Below are 19251 nucleotides of genomic sequence, written 5' to 3' on the forward strand. Positions count from 1 at the left end.
ATCATGTCTGGCGAAGTCCGCCTGGCCGTGGATGGCCGCGAGTACACCCCGCCCACCGACAAGGCCGGACGCCTGACGAAGGGCGACTACATCCTCATGGGCGACCGCAATGGAGTCCTGGCGGTCACCCTCGGCCGCCCCGAGACGTGGACGAGCGATGGGACTGTCTACTCCCAGGGCCCGGAGGCCTTCACTCCGGACGGCTCCCGCGTGCTCGTCAGTAACTCCAAGAGTGCCGTGTGCCAGTGGTGGAGCTGGAGCTTTGCCCCTCGGCCCGTCGGCGTTCGCGTGCTCCCGCCCGGAATGACAGACACCTGCCACGCGCCGGCGGCTGGCGAGCTCCGCACCGTGCTGAGGAGCCAGCGCGACGGCGTCCGTATCGCCACCCTGGACCCGACGGGCACGAGGCCGTGGAAGCTGAGCCCGCCCCTGCGCCAGGAGCGCCGCAAGATGACAACCGCCGCGCTGCTGGGGGGCACGCTGGTCTTCTTTCGCGAGGGCGAGAATCACCCCGAGTACGGAGGCTGTGATGAAACGAGGCCCGGCACCTACCGGCGCTTCGAGCTGGGCACCGGCGAGGAGCGCATCTTCAAAACCCAGCAGGACTGGTGCACCGCGGACGAATTCCTCCTGGCGAACGCGCGCAGGCGGACCGTGTACTTCTACGGAGAGCGCCCCGACCCCGTCGATGGCGGCGAGCGCCTGTTCGAGTACGACCTCGAGCGCGACGCGACTCGTGAGATTGACATCGAGTCGCTGCACAAGGTGTTCGACGTCAGCGCGGATGGGCGGACGCTCCTCCTGTCCACGTACCCCCACGGGCTCATGCTGTACGACGTCGACTCGGCGCGCCTGGTCAAGGTGGGAGGAATCAATTCGAAGGAGGCCCGGGCGCTACTGCTCGCCCCGCGCTGACCCCGGGCGCCGCGCCGTCGCTCGGCCATCAGGAGGACCTCGGTGGCGCGGTCGGTTCAGGCACGAGCCCCGCCGTCAGCTGCGGCCGGAACGCATCGTGGCGAGCGGAGGCTCACAGCTCGGTCAGCAGGAAGGGGCCGCTCACGCGTATCACGAGCTCCCCCTTCGCGTCGTCCTCCTGGATGCGGCGTCCCCACTCTGCGATGGCCGCATCGACCTCCTCGTACGAGACGACGTCGGTCCACGCCGCGTACGGCGCGTTGCAGCCGGGCCTGCTGATGAAGGCAATTCCCTCCGAGCCTCTACTCCCAATGGCCACGGCCGAGTTGCCGCGCTTCTCGATGTCCTCGGGCTGGTCGGGGAGCATGGGCCTGAAGACGCGCGAGCCCTGCCCCGTGAGCACGATGAGGCGCCGGCTGCCCTTGTCCAGCGATGAGCACCAGTCCACCGTGTAGCCCTCATGCTGGCCGAATGGCGTGCGGATGTCCTCGGGCACGCCCATGTGCTGCCACACGCTGATGGAGAGGGTTCCCGCGTAGTCTCCCTCTTTGAGCCACTTCCCCAGGTACGCGATGAGCGGGTCCACGGACTTGAAGCTCGGAGTGATGAAGCCCGCTCCGGAGGGCTCACAGAACTCGCTGTAACCGGGCCCGCAGTCCTGGAACAACCAGCCCTGCTCCCTCAAGAAGTCGTCATCGAGCCCTTCGATGCGTCCCGCGCGGAAGCCGGGCCTGGGCACCTCTTCCGGGCCCCTCATGATGGGAAAGTCGATGCGAAGGTTCGGGGTCCCGGGAGGCGCCAGGCTGTCGACGTTGCGCCCTCCTGGCAGCACGTGGATGGCGCGGCGGCCATGCCCCGTGAGCACGACGCCTCCCCTGTGCCCCTGCAACGTAGCCGTGTGCTCGAAGTGCATCTGCACCGAGTACCCGTCGTACGTCCCCGCCTTCGTGTGGATGTCCTCGAGCCGCCCCAGCTTCGGCGAAGGACGCACGGCACGAGGCGCGCAGGCCCCCAGACAGAAGGTGGCGGCGAGGCCCAGGACGAGCAGGAGGCGGTTCATGACGGAGGAGTCTTCCGTCCGCGGTCGCCCCTGCGCAAATCATGAAATCATCATGAAGCGTGGGCCCCGTACATCGACTCAATCAACGCCGCGTGCTTCCGAACGACCTCGTGGCGCTTGACCTTCAGCGACGCCGTGAGCTCGCCACCATCCACCGTGAACGGGCCGGGCGACACACGAAACGTCTTGATGCGCTCGAAGGACGCCAGGCCCGAATTCGCTTCCTCGACCAGTGTCTGCAGGACGTCGTTGATTCGCGGGTGCACCGGATCCGCCGGAATACCCTCGCGTCGAGCCACCACGGCGAGTATCTCCGCGTCGAGCGCAAACAAGGCCGTACAGTAATTCCGCCCCTCACCAATCACGACCGCCTCCTGGACGAGCGGGTGTCGCTTGAGCAGTGCCTCGATCTTCAGCGGCGCTACGTATTTTCCACCGCTCGTCTTGAGCAGCTCCTTCTTCCGTCCGGTAATCCGAACGAACCCCTCCGAATCAATGGAGCCAAGGTCTCCCGTCCGGAACCATCCGTCGTCATCGAAGGCTTCAGCCGTTGCCTCCGGGCGATTCAAGTAACCCCGGGAGATATTCGGCCCGCGAGCAAGGAGCTCACCATCCGACCCCACTTTGAGCTCGCATCGTTTGAACGATCTCCCAACACTCCCTGGACGCACGTCCTCCTTGCGATTCACGGTCAGGCCGGGGCACGTTTCCGTCAGTCCGTAGGCTTCCAGAACGGTCAGCCCCAAGGAGAGAAAGAACATCTGGACATCGACGCGAAGCGCAGCAGCTCCCGAGAGAAGAACGGAAGCGTTGTCCAAGCCCAGACGGGCGCGCAGCTTCGCCAACACGAGGCGGTCCGCCAATCCACGCTGAGCCTTCAGCCACACCGGCAGCGAACTGCCGGCAGCGCCACGGGACGCGACCTGACGACCCACGCCCAGGGCCCATTCCACAACCCATCGCCGCAACCCCTGCTCGCTCTCGATGGCGCTCGTGACCTTCGCCATCATCTTCTCGAAGACACGCGGAGCCGCCGGGAAGAACCCCGGGCGCGCAGCGAGAAGATCCGCTGCCAGCGTGGGCACCGACGACATGACCAGAGGCGCACCGAAGAACGGACCCGCGAACTCCACCATTCGTCCGAAGGAGTGCGCAGCGGGTAGGAAGAGAAGCAAGCCGTGCCTGAGCACGTTGTCATCCATCAGCCCCGCGTCGGCGACGTCTTCGAGCATCGCCAACATGTTGTCGTGGGTTTGAATCACCGCCTTCGGTGCTCCGGTGGTTCCCGAGGTATAGGTGAAGGTCGCGACGTGCTCGCGTCGAATCAGCGACACTCTTCGACGCATCTCATTCTCCAACGCTGCTCGTCGGGCGCGCCCCCGGGCCTCGAGGCTCTCCAGGCTCTCCCAATCGTCCGCGGGAGCAAGACCGGCAGGATGGATGACCACCACCTTCGCTCGGGCACCGAGGTCGGCCGGCGAGTAACGCCTTTCGAAGAACGTGAAGCCCTTTCGAAAGGCTCGCACCTTGTCGAGTTGACTCCCGTCGTCCACGACGATGAGCTGTGCCGCGGTGTCCACGTGCATGTAGCCCACCTCTTCCGGCAGCAGGCTCGCGTAGACGGGGACCGTCTTGAGGCCGACGCTCAGGGCAGCGAAGTCGACGAGACAAGACTCCATCGTGGTGTTTCCGACGATGGTGATGCACGCGCCATCGTCCACCGGACCGGCGCTCAACAACCCCGACGCGATGGCTTCGATGCGCGGGGGCAACTCCGACCAGGGGACGTCGACATAGGCATCGTCTCGTCGCACCCGGAATGCGACGCGCCGCGGCGACGTGCGCGCCCGGTCGAGAATCATCTGGGACAGGGACGGGTGTTCATGGGCCATGAGGCCTCAAGCTACGTGCGGCGCCACGTCCAGGCTTGTATGATTCTGCAGATGCAGAGCCACTTGTTGCTGGGCGGAGGAAGAGCGCTGTACGTCGGCCGCTTCCACGAGTTGCCCAGGCATCGGTTCGCCGCCAACGCCGTTCTCGTGGGTCTCGATGATGCGTTCGACCTCGTCGACGGCGACGGCCACGTCGAACAGCACGAAGCCGCCTTCGTGCGTGGGTGGCAGTGGCATGCGCTCGACTTTCATGGCGGACGCGCAGCAGTGCTGTTTCTGGAGCCTGGCGCGGGACTCAGCCGTCCGGTCGACGCAGACGCGTTGCGCGTGGCAGTCGAAACCGCCCTTGCCGCGCGAAGGCCTGAACCCTGGACCGAGCTCTTCCAGAGCGCCCTGAATCTAGGACCCTGTCCGCTGACGGTCGACGCACGCATCGCTCGCGTCGCCGCGTTTCTTTCCACACCCGACGACGAACCCTCCGATGCGGTGACGCTGGCGCAACGGGTGGGCGCCTTCACTTCCCTCGTCGAACACCGATTCAGCGAGCAGGTCGGCGTCCCGATGGGCGCATTTCGCGCCTGGCACCGGATGCAAGCGGCCACCGCGCTCGCACTCCGGGGCCGAAGCCTCACCGACGTTGCGCACGCCGCGGGCTTCTACGATTCAGCCCATTTCTCCCGACTCTTCCGCAGCATGTTCGGCTTGCCGCCCTCGAAGGTCTTCACCCATGGCCTCACGGGCGCCGTCTTCGAAGCACGAGGCGCCGAGGCGAATCGATGAATCGACCGCTGCGTTCCAGTCGACGTGCGGCTCAAGGCCGCTCGCCCGGGTCCAGGTCGCGGTAGACGCCGGGCCGCCACGGAGGCACCGGTTTCTGGGCGGTGCCCTCGTGGTAGGTGGCGTCGAGGTGCTCACGCGTCCTCGGGTCCAGCTTCGCCGTCACCGGCAGGCGCATGGCCACCTGGTAGTCCGCGAGCGCGTCCTCCGTGCGGACCTGGTCCTTCTCCTCGGTGAAGCCCAGGTTGTCCAGCCGGTCCCGCGCCCCCTGGCCCATCCCCGTGGGCATGAGCGAGCCCAGCTCCAGCTCCCACTCCAACGGCCGGGTCCCCTCCTGCGGTTCCCATACCTGCAGCCGCGCCGTGCGGGCCTTCTCCGGTACCAGCACGTCCAACAGCCCCCCGGAGTCGACCTTCCCCCGGTGCGTCTCGCCCGCGACCTCCAGGCGGTAGCGCAAACCCACCCGCGCCTCGAAGTCGGGGCCGCGCAGGACGATTCTCACCCGCAGGCGCCGCGCCAGGGGACACTCCTCCACCACCCGTCCCGCTTCGGAGTCGCTCATCCCGCCCGGCGCATCATCTTGACGCTTGTCCGTCATCGTTGCTCTCGCGGTGAGGGGTCCCGTGCGGCGCGCGCCGACTCCACCCAGGTGTCGAGCTGGCGCATGCGGATGCTGGCGGCCTGCCGGCTGGTCAGGATGGCGGCTGCATCCGCGTGCCGCGGATCCAGTTCGAAGTCGCGTCCGAACTCGCACGTCAGGTCCACGAACCGGGCAATGTCGAGCTCTTTGCTCAGCCGGTACTCGCGGGCCCGCTCCACGAGCGCCACGAGCCATGCCTCTCCGGCAGCACCTTCGGGGAGCTCGGGCCAGCGCTGGGCGACGTGCGCGCGGAGCCGCAGGAGGAACTCCCGGTCCGGGACGCTGCGCAGGGCCTTCATCTGCTCACTTCGGATTTTCAACATGGAAGGGCCCACCGGTTTCTGTGTCCGAACCATATCCATCGCGCCCGGCATGGGGGAAGCTCTGCCGGGAAGGCAGGGAGCGCCCATGTTCATCACATGCACCAACCCGCGGGTGCACGAGGACGACCACGAGCCGTGCGCCAGCTGCGGCCTCGTCATCTGCAGCCACTGCAACCAGGGGCCCCGCTGCGCCACCGGCTGCCCGCCGGTCGACGACTCCATGACGGTGGAGGAGAAGGTGGAGCAGCCCCGGGAGAACCTCAAGCGCCGCCGGGAAGAGCCGTCGGGTCAGGAGCTGCTCCTCGAAGAGCGCGAGCTGCGGCAGGTCAACAAGCGACGCCGCCGCGTCTTCCTCTTCGAGCATCAGGAGAAGCAGAGCCATGACACCCTCCGCGTCGGCACCTCCGGTGTGAGCCTCTACGCGAAGGTCCTCGACATCGAGAAGGAGTGGCGGGGCCGCACGGTCATCGCCCACCACGTCCTCCTGGAAGGCATCCTCGCGGAGTGGTTCCATGACCTCGCCGAGGACCTCTCGAACCTGCCGGACCATGAGGACTGGCCGGCCAAAGCGGGCCGCTGCAAGCTCGACATGGCGCTCGAGGTGCCGGTGTTCGAGACGCTCACGTCCCACCTGGCGCTGGTGGAAATGCCCCTGGAGGCGGGCCTCTGGCTCCGGCTGGGCATCGGACCGCGCGGCGGCGACAGCCGCAACCTCGAGGGCCTTCCCTTGCGCATCTTCCTCCCTCCCGAGAAAGGCACCAGACTCGGGCTTGTCGCGGTAACGGAGCGGTTCTCGGACCGCTATGTCATTACCTCGGTGGACGCGGTTCAGCAGTCCTCTCCCCTGGGTGAGAAGCTCGACCGGTTCTCCGGCCGGTATGACTGAAGCCCGCAGTCGCGCCCTCCGGCGAAGGAGCTCCCGACGTGCCCCGGATTCTCAAGACGCAAATCACGCTGAACACCCTCGTCCAGCAATGGTTCCCCCAGGCCTCAGCCGCCGCGCGCCCCCGCTTCGTCGTCGTGGTGGATATCGGCCAGGGCAACTGCAATGCCCTCTTCGACACGCAGGGCCGGCTCCTCGGCTACTTCGACCTGGGCGGCGGCGTGCTGGTGAACAAGTTCACCTTCCCGGACCCGGCGCCCACCTTCTGCATGGGGCTCGACACGAAAATCATCCTGTCGCACTGGGACGAAGACCATAACTCGTCGCTGTATGTCCTCACGCATCAGCACCACGCGAAGCTGACGGCCGGCATCCCGACCGCCAGCTACATGGTGCTCGCTCCCGCCCAGCGCAGCGACCCTCCGGGCGGAAGGACCCGGGGGCTGAGACACATGCGCAGCGAGGATTCGAAGTTGCTCGAGCAGTACCTGGAGGGCGAGGTCGACCTGCACATCTGGCCCGACGAGGACCCGGACGCACTCCTTCCTCCGGACATTCCCCACGCCGAGCACGGGCTCGTGCGGCTCATCAAGGTGAGCGGCGACAACCTCAACAACCACGCCATCGCCTTGCGGCTCAAGGCGCACGGGGTGAACGAGTACATCCTCCTGACGGCGGATGCGGAATACCAGACGGGCAGCTTCACGCATGGCTGCGACACCACCTGCGTGGGGCTGGTGGCGAGCCACCACGGCGCCGCGCTCGAGGACGCCACCGAGGTTCCCCAGCCCCTGCCGGGCTCACGCATGCTGCTGGCCTACTCCTATGGGTGGGGCAACTCGTACGCGCATCCTTCGGACCCGGGCGTCTCCGCGTATGAGGGCCGGGGCTGGGAGGATGACAGCCGCATGGACACGGCGGGGGCGGAGGCCTCCGCCAGGTTCGCCGGGCCCCGGGGCAGCGTGGGCCTGATGTTCTCCGCCGATACGGGGCCCGCGGGGCTGTTGCCGGGGGCCAACGCGGCGGACACCGATGAGGCGGCCATTGCCCTGGTGGCCACGGCGGCCGCCGAGGTCCAGTCCTGCAATGCTGTCGCCCAGCCCGCGGAGGGGCCCGCGGTGGCCGTTGCCGCCGCGTACCAGGCCGCCCGCGAGGCCGGAGCTGCGTGGGTGGCCGACGCACTCGTGGCGCCCGCCACGCGGGGGCCCCCCGTCCACCCCCCGCTCCTGGGGCCACCGGTGGCGCTCGACGTCACGGCCGCCACAGGTGCCCGGGCGGTGGTGGCGGCGTTGCTGGATGCGCTGCAGAACGCCCCCGCCCACGCGGCCTCCGCGGCGCATGCCGACATCCAGGCGCTCGCGGACGCCGTCACGCAGGCGGCGATGCGCGCGTGCGGCCGGGTGGCCATGGAGCTGACCCGCAGGGTCGAGGAGCGCCGCAAGGCGCTGGCGAGCGCGGCGGGAGGGCGCGTCCACGTGAGCACCCGCTCCCGGGACCCCATGCGCGATGCCGCGCATTACACGCGCCACGGTGGCACCCAGTCGGAGGTGGAGGTGTCCCTGCCGGACGGGTTGGTCCAGCGCGTGGTCGACGCGGCCACCCAGCGGGATGCCATCCTGCCGCCTACGGCGGCGGCGGTGCGGACCGCCCTCGCCAAGGCCGCGTGCGAGGCCGCCTGGGCCGTCATCGGCGTGGAGCGGGGACAGTGTGCGGCCCCTCCCTCCGTGGCCGAGCATGTCGCCCAGCAGCTCGTCATCCGGGACGACGTCAAGACGAGCATCGCCGCGGCCGTGGCGCTCGCGCCCGCCATTCCCATTGGCGCGTTCTCCGTGGCGCCTTCCGCCCTCACCGACAACGACAACGCGCGGCAACTGCCTCGGGTGGCGGCCGTCGCGGCGCTCGTCGCGAACGTCGCCGGCACCGCCGCGGATGTCGCGGCGGCGCGGGCTGTCGCCGCGGCCCGGGTGACGCTGGCGGCGGCCCATGGCGCCCCCCAGGTCGGCTGCCATCGGCATCCCCGCACCTGCGGCAACGGACCGACAGCCGACCACCCCTGCTCGCTGTCCATCCACTACTCCACGAAGATGTTCGCGCCGCGCATCCGCACCTACGCGGGAGACGGGCAGGCGGGCCACATCGGCGAGAACGTGGCGGCCACCACGGGGCGGCTCCGGGGGCCGGCGGGGCTGGCACTGGGGAACATGGGCGAGCTGTACATCGCCGACCCGGCAGCGCACCGCATCCGCCGGGTGGACGACAGGGGGCGCATCCACACCTTCGCCGGCGATGGGAACGCGGCGCATGCTGGCGACGCGGGGGGCAACCTGCTCACGGCACGGATGAATGGCTGCGCGGGGCTCGCCGTGGATGACGTGGCCGGCGTCGTCTATGTCGCGGACAGGCTCAACCACCGCGTACGCAGCTTCGAGCGGCGCAGCGGCCGGGTGAGCACCGTGGCCGGCACGGGCGCGGGGGGGCACTCGGGAGACGGAGGGGCCGCGGCTGTCGCGCAGCTCCATTCCCCCGAGGACGTGTTCTTCGCCCACGAGCTGCGCTGCCTGTTCATCGCCGATACCGGCAACCACTGCATCCGGATGGTGGACCTGCGCAGCGGCCGCATCTCGACGGTGGTGGGCACGCCTGGAACCGCGGGGGCCCTCGGGGATGGCGGTCCGGCCGTCCAGGCCAGGCTCAATTCCCCTTCGGGAGTCTTCGTCGACGTCGCGCGCAGCATCTACATCGCGGACCGTGGCAACCACTGCATCCGCATCAGCGAGGGAGGTGAAATCCGGACCTTCGCGGGCACGCCCGGCGTGGCCGGCCACGCGGGCGATGTCGTCACGGGCCTGCGGCGAGACGGCCGTGCGACGGATGCCCAGCTCGACCAGCCCTCGCACGTCACCGTGGACGAGGAGGGCGTCGTCTACATCGCGGACACGGGCAATCACTGCATTCGCATGGTCGCGACGGAAGAGCGCAGCTGGGAGACCCGGGACCCCATCAGCAACAAGAAGCAGAAGCACCGGGAGGACGTGGACGTCATCAGCACCATCGCGGGGAGCCCCGGCGTGGCGGGGCATGCCGGAGATGGTGGGGCGGCCACCGGGGCGCTCCTCTCCGACCCCACCGGCGTGGCGCTCTCCGCGGACGGTCAGACGCTGTACATCGCCGACAGCGGCAACCACGTCGTGCGGAGCGTCGACCTGACGACGGACGACATCGATGCGGTGGCCGGCACCGCGGGCACGGCCGGCCACCAGGGTGACGGCGGAGCCCCGGACCACGCCGAGCTCGATTCCGCCACCCGCGTGGTCTGCACCGGCGGCGGCGAGCTCTTCATCTCCGATACGGGGAACCACCGCGTCCGGAGCATCACCCCGGACGGTGCCACGCTGAACGCCTTCGCCGGCTCCGGAGTGCAGGGGTTCGCGGGCGATTCCGCCGGGCAGGCCGCCGCCGCGAGGCTCAATGGCCCCATGGGCGTCGCGTTCGACAGCACGCGCAACGTCCTCTACATCGCGGACACGCTGAACCACCGCATCCGGCAGGTGGATGTCGCGTCGGGAGTCATCACCACCATCGCCGGGACGGGGATTGCCGGCTTCAATGGCGACGGCCCCTCCGCGCGGACCCAGCGGCTCAGCTCTCCCAAGGGGCTGGCGCTGGACACCGAGAAGGGCGTCCTCTTCATCGCGGATTCGGGGAACCACCGCCTCCGGAAGCTGACCCTGGCCACCGGTGCGCTCGAGACCTTCGCCGGGGATGGCACCGCGGCCTCCACCGGGGATGGAGGAATGGCCTCCACGGCGAGACTGAATGCGCCCACGAGCATCGCGCTGGACTACCTGACGCTCACCGACCTCTACGTGGTGGAGACCGGCTCCCACTGCGTCCGCGTGGTGCGGCTCGAGGATGACCAGATAGATCCCTTCGTCAACCAGGCCCGGACGGCGGGCAATGCCCTGAACGCGAGCTCGTTGCTGGTCAGGCTCCAGGACCCCGAGGGGCTGACGCTCGACGAGGGCGGCAACCTGTACGTGGCCGATACCGGCAATCACCGCGTGCTGAAGGTGGTGCTCGAGTCGAAGGCGGCGAGCGTGGTCACCGGCACCGGGGTTGCCAACTCCACGGGAGATGGCGGCGCACTGGCGCCGGCCACCGTCAACAGGCCCAGGGGGCTCGTGGTCGACACGGCCGGCCGCAGCCTCTACGTGGCCGAGGCCGCGGGGTTCCGGGTCCGCAAGGCCGCCATGTAGGGTGTGACGCTGGCTCCATGCGGGTCAGGCCGGTAGTGTCGCGCCCGTGCTGGGACGCATCAGGAAACGCGCCGCGCTGCTCGTGCTCGGTGTCGCCGCCACGCCGGGCTGCATTCCCGAGCCCGTCGACGTCACCGGCAAGCGCTGTGGCCCGGACCAGTCCTGTGGGCCGGGCCTCCAGTGCCTGGCGGGGCGCTGCTCGGCGGGAGACGAAACGCCGAGGCCGGCCAACCTCGTGTCCAACTCCGGCTTCGAAGAGGGTGCGCAGGGGTGGGAAACCTCCGGAGTGCTGACTTCCGAGGCCCCGGGCTTCACCGGCACCGCTGCGGCGCGGCTCGTGGCTCGGCAGGAAGAGCCCCCCGTGACGCTGACACCCCGCTCGCCGCCGCTCCTCGAACCGGTGGAGAGCTTCTACTGCGCCTCGGCCTGGATTCGCGGAAGCGAGGGCCGCACTGCCCTCCTCCAGCTCCTGGTGGACTCCGTGCCCGATGAGACAGTGGAGCTGCCGCTGGATGGCACCTGGCGGCAGGTCACCGCCTCCACGCTCTTCTTCCCGGACATGGTGGGCTCCGTGCGGCTCGTCCTTCCGGCCGGAGTCCAGACGCCGGTGTGGGTGGATGACGTGAAGCTGTGGCGCTCGGACAGCAGCTCGCCCTGCGAGGACGAGCCTTGAGCGCGTCTCCCCCGCGCACCTCGCCCATCACCGAGAAGACGGACCCCGACGTCCCGCCCCGGGTACGGCTGCTCGTCCTGGAGGGGCCGGACCATGGCCGGTCCGCCCTGGTGGAGGGGGGCACCGTCGTGGTGGGGACGCTGCCGGACTGCCAGTTGGTCCTCACCGATGACACGGTGTCCCGCCAGCACGTGAGCCTCGAGCTGCTCGGGCCCCGCGTGCGTGTCAGGGACCTCAAGAGCCGCAACGGGACGCGCTACCTGGGTGCCCGGGTGGAGGTGGTGGAGGTCCCCCTGGGCGCCATCGTCTCGCTCGGGAAGACCCGGCTCGCCCTGCTCCCGGCGGATGCCGCGCCCGAGCGCCTCAGCGAACAGACCGAGCTCGCGGGACTGCTCGGCCGCTCGCTCGCGATGCGCCGGCTCTTCGCCGAAGTCGAGCGCGTGGCCCCCGTGGACATCTCCGTCCTCATCCAGGGCGAGACGGGCACGGGCAAGGAGGGCATCGCGAAGGCCCTGCATGTCCTGTCCGGAAGGACGGGCGCGCTGCGCGCCTTCGACTGTGGCGCCGTCCCAGCGTCCTTGCTGCCCGGCATCCTCTTCGGCCATGCGCGCGGTGCCTTCACGGGCGCGGTGGCGGATACCCCGGGCGCCATCGAGGCCGCCCATGAGGGCACCCTCTTCCTCGACGAGGTGGCGGAGCTGCCGCTGGAAGTCCAACCTGCCTTCCTGCGTGTCCTGGAGACGGGGCGCTTCTGCCGCCTGGGCGAGACGCGCGAGCGCCACGTCCGCTTCCGGCTCGTCGCCGCCACGCACCGGGACCTCACGGCCGCGATGAAGAAGGGCGCCTTCCGGCCGGACCTCTACCACCGGCTGGCGAGCATCGTGCTGCACGCGCCGCCACTGCGGGAGCGGCTGGACGACATTCCGCTGCTCGCCGAGCACTTCGCCCGAAGCCTCGGGGCCTCACTTCCACTGTCCCCCGCGAGCCTCGCCACGCTGACCGCCTATCACTGGCCCGGCAACGTGCGGGAGCTGCGCAACGCGGTGGAGCGGACCCTCACCCTGGGCGCCGAGGCCGCGCTGCCCGAGCTCGCGCCCCCTGGCGGAGCGAAGGAGGACTTCCACGCGACACGAGAGCGCGTCCTCGGTGTCTTCGAGCGCAGCTACCTGGAGGCGCAACTCGCACGTCACCGGGGCTCCGCCGCGGCGGCCGCGCGGGAGGCGGGCCTGGCGCGCTCCTACTTCTACCGGCTTCTCAAGACACACGGGCTGCTCCCCGGACGCGGCAGGGGCTGAGCCAAGGGGCTTCGGGAAATCAAACATTCTCGCGCTGGTGGGTGCTCACTGGAACCTCGCGACGTGAGCGACGATCAGCGCAGGGCGCCGCTGGAGTGTGTCGACGCGCGGCTGGACGCCGACATGAGCGAAGTGCTCGCCGCAGCTCAGTCATTCTCAAGGCGTCTCAGGAAATCCTGGGGCGGCGGAATGCAACCTGGACGCACCATCTCCAAACTTGACAACGACTGGACTGGCCATTCAATCCAGGAGCCCCTACCCAGAGTCTTTCCCCCTGGAGCTCTCCAGTATGCGTTCCCGACGCCATCTTTTCACGACTGGGCTACTCGCCATCTGCACCTTCCTCACCGTCAACTGTCGTCCTGAGGATGACCTGCCGACCTCCACCTCACTGAAAAGCGTGAGTGCGTCGGTGACAGAAGCGCCCCCCGAGATTCTGCCTTCTGAATTCATACAAGACATCACCGGCGCACTATCCGAAGGCGAATCCGTCCCCGCGAATCATCCCGAATACCTGTCATCAACGCTCAATCCGGACATCCTGATAACGACAGAATCCGACATCTGGGTGACCTTCGTGTCGGAGACAGCCACGTTCCTCAATAGCTTCGGATATTTCACATACACCGAAGGGACCCCTCCGACCAGCGCAGCCACCGTGGAGAAAATCCTCGTCTTCGAGAACAGCTCAGCCTGGGGTTCAGGCGGGCCCCTGCGACAAGGCGACCGGATGCTTCTGGGTCGATTTCCAGCGGGAACCCGGATTGGCTTCTTCCTCGTGTCCAACGGTTGGGACTGGGGCACGGTCGACTTCAGTCGCCTCACCTACTACTCCATCGATGCATTCAATCCCGAGTCGCTCGCAGAACAGCGCCGCCATGTCGTTTCACTCTATCATCCAGGCACACACCGTCGGGTTCTTGCCTTCGAGGACTTCGACCGTTCACATGAGCAGAACATACATAATTTCTCCGACCTCATTGTTTCCGTGAGTAGCAATCCAGCAACAGGGATTGAACCTTCGGGGCCCAGCATTCCTGAGGGGCCGTGCCCTGGCGCCCCCCCAGCAGCGCTACAGTCGTGCCGCCAACTTCACCAGTTCTGTCCTGAACTACCCAGTGGCACCTATGAACTGAATCCCTGTGGGTCCGAAGCCAAGACGCACTACTGCGATATGACAAGCTCAGGAGGGGGCTGGACCGTGGCGGGCTGGCAGACAGCGTCAGCCAAGACCAGCCTGGGCGTTTCCGACCGGGGCACCCCAGGCAGCAGTGACTGGTCCAGGAACCTCTCCTGCGTGCAATTCAGTGAAGTGCAAGTCTTCAACCGCACTTATAATGAGGCGTTCACCCAGTCGTACTCAGCATCCACCTGGAACTACACCGCCACGAACATGGCTTTTGGCTCACCTGGCACCGCCTTCAAGCAGGGTGTCTATGGTCCAACCAGTTCGAGAATCATGATGGGATGCATAAACTACAGTTACAACGGAGGCGTCGTTCCAGAGGCAGCCTGTGACAGCGACTGGCAATCCGGCGCTCGTGGCCACCTTGCAGATTACGCAGGCGAATACTGCTCTGGAGGGCGACTGGACTTCACCTGGGCTTGGAGCAACGGCACTACCTGTCGGTATCGAGGCCAACCCTATATTTGGGGCTTCGCCATCCGGTGAACTTCACTGCGAGGAGGGGCGGCATGTCGCTCCTCCTCCGACGAATCTTCTCAACGCATGAGATGGGGGCCCTGTTGAGGGGGAGGAAGGGTGCAGAGGGGCCGAGGAGTGCCGCTGACGGGGCCGCCCGAGCGATGCTCCCGACCGGTGGACAGCCCAGGTGAGCCAGATCCAGGCGCTGGCGTCGCTCCCCTGCTCCCTCGCCGTAACCTGCTCGACGTTCTAGGATGCGCGCGACATGTGGCTCGCCGTGACACTGCTGGTGGTGCTGGGACAGGCCGCGCCAGCCAATCCCTATATGGAGCAGGCACGGGCGCGGTACGAGGCGCTTCACTTCAGCGAAGCGGTGGAACTGCTCGAGCTTGCCGAGCAGGTGCCCTCCCGCACTCGCGCCCAGCACCTGGACATCCTCGAGCTGCGGGCCCGCTGCGAGCTGGCCGAGGGCCGGCGCCAGGAGGCCGAGGCCACCTACGAGCGGATGCTGATGCTCGACCCGCGCGCCGAGCCTCCGGCGGACCTGTCGCCCAAGATTCTCGAGACGTTCCAGGCCGTGAAGGCCCGGCTCTTTCCAGCCGGCTACGTCGCCCTCAAGCAGCTTCCCGCGGCCGAAGGACTGGTGCGCGTGGAGGTGGTGGACCCGTGGCGGCGCGCCGACGCCGTGGTGCTGCACTGGCGCGGCCCGCGCGACGCGGACTGGCGGCCGCTGCGCGCCCGGCCCGACGCGGAGTGCTGCGTCTTCCAGCTTCCCGGCGGTGGGCCCGGCCCCGTGCGCTGGTACGTCGAGGCGCAGGGCCCGGATGGCAACGGGCTGACCCGGCTGGGTGCCCCGGAAGCGCCGCAGGAGTGGACACGGGGCATGGCTCCCCTGCCTCCTCCGGGTGCCGGCCCCGGAGACGTGCATGGGGACAGGGAGTCCTCCACGACGCCCCGCCTCCGCAGGACGCTGGGGTGGGTGTCGCTGGGGGTGGCAGTCGCCGCGGGCGTGGGCGGCACGTGGCTCCAGGTCAGGTCCGGCGAGTCGCATGACGCCGCATCGCGCGCGGAGTGGGCCGGTGACTCGCGGCGACACTCCGACCGGGCGCGCACGCAGGCCGGGTGGGCCACGGGCCTCTTCATCGGTGGCGGAGCGGCGGCGCTCGGCGGCGGCTATCTCCTCACATGGTAGCGACCGGGCTCGCCACCCGGGGGCTGCGCGTGGGCCCCTACGAGCTGCTCTCGCGCATCGCGGCGGGGGGCATGGGCGAGGTGTTCATCGCCCGGCGCACGGGCCTGGCCGGCTTCGAGAAGCGCGTGGCACTCAAGCTGCTGCTGCCCCACCTCTCCGAAGAGCCCGCGTTGGTGGAGCGCTTCCTGGAGGAGGCCCGCATCGCCGCGCGGATGGAGCACCCCCACATCATCCCGCTCTTCGACGCGGGCGAGGCGGACGGGCGCTACTACCTGGCGATGGCGCTCGTGGAGGGCGTGAGCCTGTCGCAGTTGCTGCGCGCGTGCCGGCGAGAAGACAAGCGCCTCTCTCTTCCCGTGGTGCGGGCGGTGGCCACCGGCCTTTGCGAGGCGCTCGACTACGCACACCACCTGCGAGGACCCGGGGGCGAGGACTTCGGTGTCGTCCACCGCGACGTCAGCCCGTCCAACGTCATGGTGTCCACACGCGGGGCCGTGCTGCTCGCCGACTTCGGCATCGCCCGGGTGCTCTCCCACGTGACGACCCGCGGCGGCCGTCCGTGGGGCAAGTTCGCGTACATGCCTCCGGAGCAACTGGAGGCGACGGGGCCCGTGGATGCTCGGGCGGATGTCTTCGCGGCAGCCGTGACGCTGTACCAGGCGCTCACGTTGAGCTCACCGTTCCAGCGCGAGACGGACCCGGCCACCATGGACGCCATCCGCCGCGAGTCGCTGCCGGATGTGACGCACCTGCGGCCGGATGCCAGCGCGCGCCTGAGCGACACGCTCCAGCGGGGCGCCGCTCGCGAGCGGGAGCTGCGGCTGCCGTCAGCGCGGGCGCTCCTCGACGGCTTCATGGAGGGGCCGGTGGCAGGGCCCGCCGAGTTGGGCGCGCTCGTCGAGTCGCTGTGCGCCGCCGAGCTGGCCCTCTTCCGCCAGCCTCCGCCGTCGCTGGACGCAGGCCCTACCCGGACCGTTCCCCCTGCCGGCGAGCCGGGGGAGGTGGAGCGCCAGGGCGGTACACGCCCACCCGGGAGAAGACGGAGCCTCGTCCTGGTGGGAGGCGCGGCCGTGGTGGTGGCGGGCGTCGGGCTCTGGTGGCGGAGCGCGCGCGAGGAAGTTCCCTCTTCCCCTTCCCTGCCAGCGGCTGACAGCCGCACCGGGGAGGCATCCGCCGACGGTGCCCGGCAACCACCGGCCGTCGCTGTCCCGTCTCCGTCCCCCATGGAGCAGCCCGCCCTCGTAGAGGCCCCGAGGCGCCCGTCGACTTCCTCTGCGCCGGTGAGGCGCGAGCCCGCGCGGGCCACGGAGGCGAAGGCCCCTGCCGGTATCGGCTACCTGACCGTGGACGCGCGTCCGTGGGCGGTCATCTCCGTGGACGGGCGCGAGGTGGACCGGACGCCGCTGGCCCGCTACCCGTTGCCCGCGGGACGCCACACCGTCGTCTTCCACAACCCCGTGCTGGGACGGACCGAGCAGCGCACCGTCCGAATCGAGCCGGGCGCCGTCGCCACCCTGCGAGTGGATTTCGAGCCGGCCCGCTGAGGCCCGAAGTGTCGTGCCCCCGGACAGCTGTCTCCTGGCAGGGGACAGCCTTCCCGCGCGCCTCCAGGGCCTGACGCGCCAACCCCGCGAGATGCGGCGCGAGGAGCGCCGGGAGCGCACCGGCTCCGCTGAGGGCATGGGGCGTGCAACCTCCCCTGCACGCACGGAAGCCGCGTGCCGCAACCCCAATCGTCCCCACATCGCAGTCAGAGAAGCGAGCATCCATGTTCAAGCAAGCAGCAGTCCTCGCGGTGACCAGTGTTGCATTGCTGGTCGGTTGCGGTACCGACCGCCCGCAGACCGAGCAGGAGGAGATCATCTCCAACCTGGTCGAAGCCGGCTTCCCGGAGGACGACATCCAGGTCATCGACGGTGCCGTGTACGTGGGCGGCGACGGGCGTGTGTCGCTCGCGGCGTCCCGCGAGATGCTTCAGGCCCCCTCAGGGAGCGCCGAGCAGTTCCGCTCGACCAACATCGTGGGCTCGAGCGTGACGAAGATCTGCCTCAACCCCACTGCGTCGTTCAACAGCTACCCCATGCTGAGCCAGGGTCTCGACCAGGCCATCGCCAACTACAATGAGCAGGCGCTCCGGCTCACCTTCGCGCGCGGCCCGACCACCGGCTGCACCGCGAACATCAACGTCGAGACCTGGGCCAATAATTGGAGCGATGCGGAGTTCCCGGAGAACGGCTATCCCGGTTGGCGCGTCCGGATCACCACCTTGCTCAATGACTACGGCGCCGACCTGAACGAGCACATCATCACCCACGAGCTGGGCCACACCCTCGGCTTTCGCCACTCGGACTACTATGATAGCTCCATCAGTTGCCCCTACTCGGGCTCCGAACCTGTTGGGGACGCGGGTGTCCAGCACATCCCGGGGACGCCGGACGCCGGCGTCGCGCACGGGTCGATCATGAACTCCTGTCCCGATGGCACTGAGACGGGCGAGTTCACCAGCACCGACATCACCGCGCTGAGAGTCCTCTACGGCCAGAGCGCGACCCAGAGGTGCCCGGACGTCAACGTCGCGGCCTACCAAGGGCAGACGGGGGTGCAGATTCGCTGCACCTGCTCCTCGGGGGGCGGAGGCCCGGTCTGGGGAACGAACCTCTACACCGATGACTCGAACATCTGCACCGCCGCGGTGCACGCGGGGGTGATGACCCCCAGCGGCGGGGCGGTGGTCCTCGAGGTCCAGCCGGCCCAGAGCACCTTCATCGGAACCACCCGCAACGGCGTCACGACGAGCTCCTACGGCGCCTGGCCGGGGAGCTTCCGCTTCATCGGTGCGCAGGTGCCGCAGCCGCCGCCGCTCTGCTCCAGCATCAACATCATGTCCTACCGCGGGCAGAACGGGTCGAGCATCCTGTGCAGCTGCCCGGCCGTGAGTGGGGGCTCCGTGTGGGGGACGGACCTCTATACCGATGACTCGAATGTCTGCGCGGCGGCAGTGCACGCGGGCGTGATTCCCTCCACCGGCGGACAGGTCTTCGTCACCATCCAGCCGGCCCAGGGCAGCTATACCGGCACCACCCGCAACGGCATCTCCACGTATTCCTACGGTTACTGGGCAGGGAGCTTCTCCATCAGCCCGTAGTCGCCACGCCGGCAGCTGGCAGCCAGGGCGCGGGGCGGTCGTGGAAGCGCCACCGCGTCCTCGTCAGGGACATGACCCTCCGGGGGCAGCAGCTCCCGGGGGGCCCGCAGACCCAGAGTAAGTAGTTTCCCATACACAGCCAAGAGATGCCTGCAATCTGGGATAGGCTCGCCATCGCAGCCCTACACAGGAGCGTGTATGCGGAACTTGATGATGCAATTGGGTGCCAGCCTCAGTCTCGTCTTCGCAGTGGGTGGTCCTTCGACGGCGCTCGCATATCCACCGCAGTGCATGGATGTGTGCTCGTGCGCCAGCAGCTGCACCAAGCCCTGTTACCTGGGCACCTTCCGCAGCACGTGCGCGGAGGAAATCTGCGTGGACTACTGCCGGGGCAGCGACACCCAGGCCTCTGTCTCCGAGGAGGAGCAGCAGTCCCAGGCGAAGCAGGACGCCGAGCAGGACGTCTGCATCGAGCAGGCGCCCTCCGCGGAGAGCTGAGCCCACCTCCGTTACCGGTGGGGCCGTGACACGTGCCCCGGAGGCCGAGCCGGTGGA

At 68.7% G+C, this 19251-nt stretch carries 15 protein-coding genes; 11 read left to right on the forward strand and 4 right to left on the reverse strand.

Annotated elements, in window-relative coordinates:
- The first annotated feature begins 3 nt into the window (after positions 1-3).
- Positions 4-915, forward strand: a complete 912-nt coding sequence (locus tag OV427_RS49750) for a hypothetical protein (protein WP_267863307.1) — start codon at positions 4-6, stop codon at positions 913-915.
- 112 nt (positions 916-1027) lie between these two features.
- Here OV427_RS49750 and OV427_RS49755 read toward each other — a convergent pair whose 3' ends face one another.
- A complete protein-coding gene (locus tag OV427_RS49755; protein WP_267863308.1) occupies positions 1028-1975 on the reverse strand; it encodes a hypothetical protein in 948 nt (315 codons plus the stop codon).
- A gap of 50 nt (positions 1976-2025) precedes the next feature.
- Positions 2026-3867 (reverse strand): AMP-dependent synthetase/ligase, encoded by a 1842-nt coding sequence (locus OV427_RS49760; protein WP_267863309.1) that lies wholly within the window; start codon positions 3865-3867, stop codon positions 2026-2028.
- A 39-nt stretch (positions 3868-3906) separates the two neighbouring features.
- Between OV427_RS49760 and OV427_RS49765 the strand changes: the two genes are divergently transcribed.
- A complete protein-coding gene (locus OV427_RS49765; RefSeq protein WP_267863310.1) occupies positions 3907-4647 on the forward strand; it encodes an AraC family transcriptional regulator in 741 nt (246 codons plus the stop codon).
- A gap of 31 nt (positions 4648-4678) precedes the next feature.
- Here OV427_RS49765 and OV427_RS49770 read toward each other — a convergent pair whose 3' ends face one another.
- Positions 4679-5206, reverse strand: a complete 528-nt coding sequence (locus OV427_RS49770) for a peptidoglycan-binding domain-containing protein (RefSeq protein WP_267863311.1) — start codon at positions 5204-5206, stop codon at positions 4679-4681.
- 32 nt (positions 5207-5238) lie between these two features.
- Positions 5239-5607: a hypothetical protein gene (locus OV427_RS49775; protein ID WP_267863312.1), complete on the reverse strand. Its 369-nt coding sequence runs from the start codon at positions 5605-5607 to the stop codon at positions 5239-5241.
- 85 nt (positions 5608-5692) lie between these two features.
- Between OV427_RS49775 and OV427_RS49780 the strand changes: the two genes are divergently transcribed.
- The 9 genes from OV427_RS49780 (at position 5693) to OV427_RS49825 (ending at position 19194) form a co-directional block, all read left to right on the forward strand.
- Positions 5693-6493: a hypothetical protein gene (locus OV427_RS49780; RefSeq protein ID WP_267863313.1), complete on the forward strand. Its 801-nt coding sequence runs from the start codon at positions 5693-5695 to the stop codon at positions 6491-6493.
- A gap of 38 nt (positions 6494-6531) precedes the next feature.
- Positions 6532-10746 (forward strand): hypothetical protein, encoded by a 4215-nt coding sequence (locus OV427_RS49785; RefSeq protein WP_267863314.1) that lies wholly within the window; start codon positions 6532-6534, stop codon positions 10744-10746.
- Positions 10747-10792: 46 nt separating this feature from the next.
- On the forward strand, positions 10793-11419 hold the full coding sequence (locus tag OV427_RS49790) for a hypothetical protein (protein ID WP_267863315.1): 627 nt from the start codon (positions 10793-10795) through the stop codon (positions 11417-11419).
- Entirely contained in the window at positions 11416-12714 is a 1299-nt protein-coding gene (locus tag OV427_RS49795) for a sigma 54-interacting transcriptional regulator (RefSeq protein WP_267863316.1), read from the forward strand. The genes OV427_RS49790 and OV427_RS49795 overlap by 4 nt, the downstream gene beginning before the upstream one ends.
- Positions 12715-13003: 289 nt before the next feature.
- Positions 13004-14386 carry a fibrinogen-like YCDxxxxGGGW domain-containing protein gene (locus OV427_RS49800; protein ID WP_267863317.1) on the forward strand — a complete coding sequence of 461 codons (1383 nt, stop codon included), beginning with the start codon at positions 13004-13006 and terminating at the stop codon, positions 14384-14386.
- A 238-nt stretch (positions 14387-14624) separates the two neighbouring features.
- Positions 14625-15551, forward strand: coding sequence for a hypothetical protein (locus OV427_RS49805; protein WP_267863318.1), 927 nt, complete (start codon positions 14625-14627; stop codon positions 15549-15551).
- Positions 15545-17095, forward strand: coding sequence for a serine/threonine-protein kinase (locus OV427_RS49810; protein ID WP_267863319.1), 1551 nt, complete (start codon positions 15545-15547; stop codon positions 17093-17095). The genes OV427_RS49805 and OV427_RS49810 overlap by 7 nt, the downstream gene beginning before the upstream one ends.
- A gap of 224 nt (positions 17096-17319) precedes the next feature.
- Positions 17320-18696: a M57 family metalloprotease gene (locus OV427_RS50690; protein WP_324290046.1), complete on the forward strand. Its 1377-nt coding sequence runs from the start codon at positions 17320-17322 to the stop codon at positions 18694-18696.
- A gap of 198 nt (positions 18697-18894) precedes the next feature.
- Positions 18895-19194 (forward strand): hypothetical protein, encoded by a 300-nt coding sequence (locus OV427_RS49825; protein WP_267863320.1) that lies wholly within the window; start codon positions 18895-18897, stop codon positions 19192-19194.
- Positions 19195-19251: the final 57 nt, after the last annotated feature.

Source organism: Pyxidicoccus sp. MSG2 (genome assembly GCF_026626705.1).
Classification (GTDB): Bacteria; Myxococcota; Myxococcia; order Myxococcales; family Myxococcaceae; genus Myxococcus.

Coding starts and splice junctions, on each gene's coding strand:
- OV427_RS49810 (WP_267863319.1), top strand. CDS start 15,545: ATGGTAGCGACCGGGCTCGCCACCCGGGGGCTGCGCGTGGGCCCCTAC.
- OV427_RS49800 (WP_267863317.1), top strand. CDS start 13,004: ATGCGTTCCCGACGCCATCTTTTCACGACTGGGCTACTCGCCATCTGC.
- OV427_RS49775 (WP_267863312.1), bottom strand. CDS start 5,607: ATGTTGAAAATCCGAAGTGAGCAGATGAAGGCCCTGCGCAGCGTCCCG.
- OV427_RS49825 (WP_267863320.1), top strand. CDS start 18,895: ATGCGGAACTTGATGATGCAATTGGGTGCCAGCCTCAGTCTCGTCTTC.
- OV427_RS49750 (WP_267863307.1), top strand. CDS start 4: ATGTCTGGCGAAGTCCGCCTGGCCGTGGATGGCCGCGAGTACACCCCG.
- OV427_RS49760 (WP_267863309.1), bottom strand. CDS start 3,867: ATGGCCCATGAACACCCGTCCCTGTCCCAGATGATTCTCGACCGGGCG.
- OV427_RS49755 (WP_267863308.1), bottom strand. CDS start 1,975: ATGAACCGCCTCCTGCTCGTCCTGGGCCTCGCCGCCACCTTCTGTCTG.
- OV427_RS49765 (WP_267863310.1), top strand. CDS start 3,907: ATGATTCTGCAGATGCAGAGCCACTTGTTGCTGGGCGGAGGAAGAGCG.
- OV427_RS49780 (WP_267863313.1), top strand. CDS start 5,693: ATGTTCATCACATGCACCAACCCGCGGGTGCACGAGGACGACCACGAG.
- OV427_RS49770 (WP_267863311.1), bottom strand. CDS start 5,206: ATGAGCGACTCCGAAGCGGGACGGGTGGTGGAGGAGTGTCCCCTGGCG.
- OV427_RS50690 (WP_324290046.1), top strand. CDS start 17,320: ATGTTCAAGCAAGCAGCAGTCCTCGCGGTGACCAGTGTTGCATTGCTG.
- OV427_RS49805 (WP_267863318.1), top strand. CDS start 14,625: ATGTGGCTCGCCGTGACACTGCTGGTGGTGCTGGGACAGGCCGCGCCA.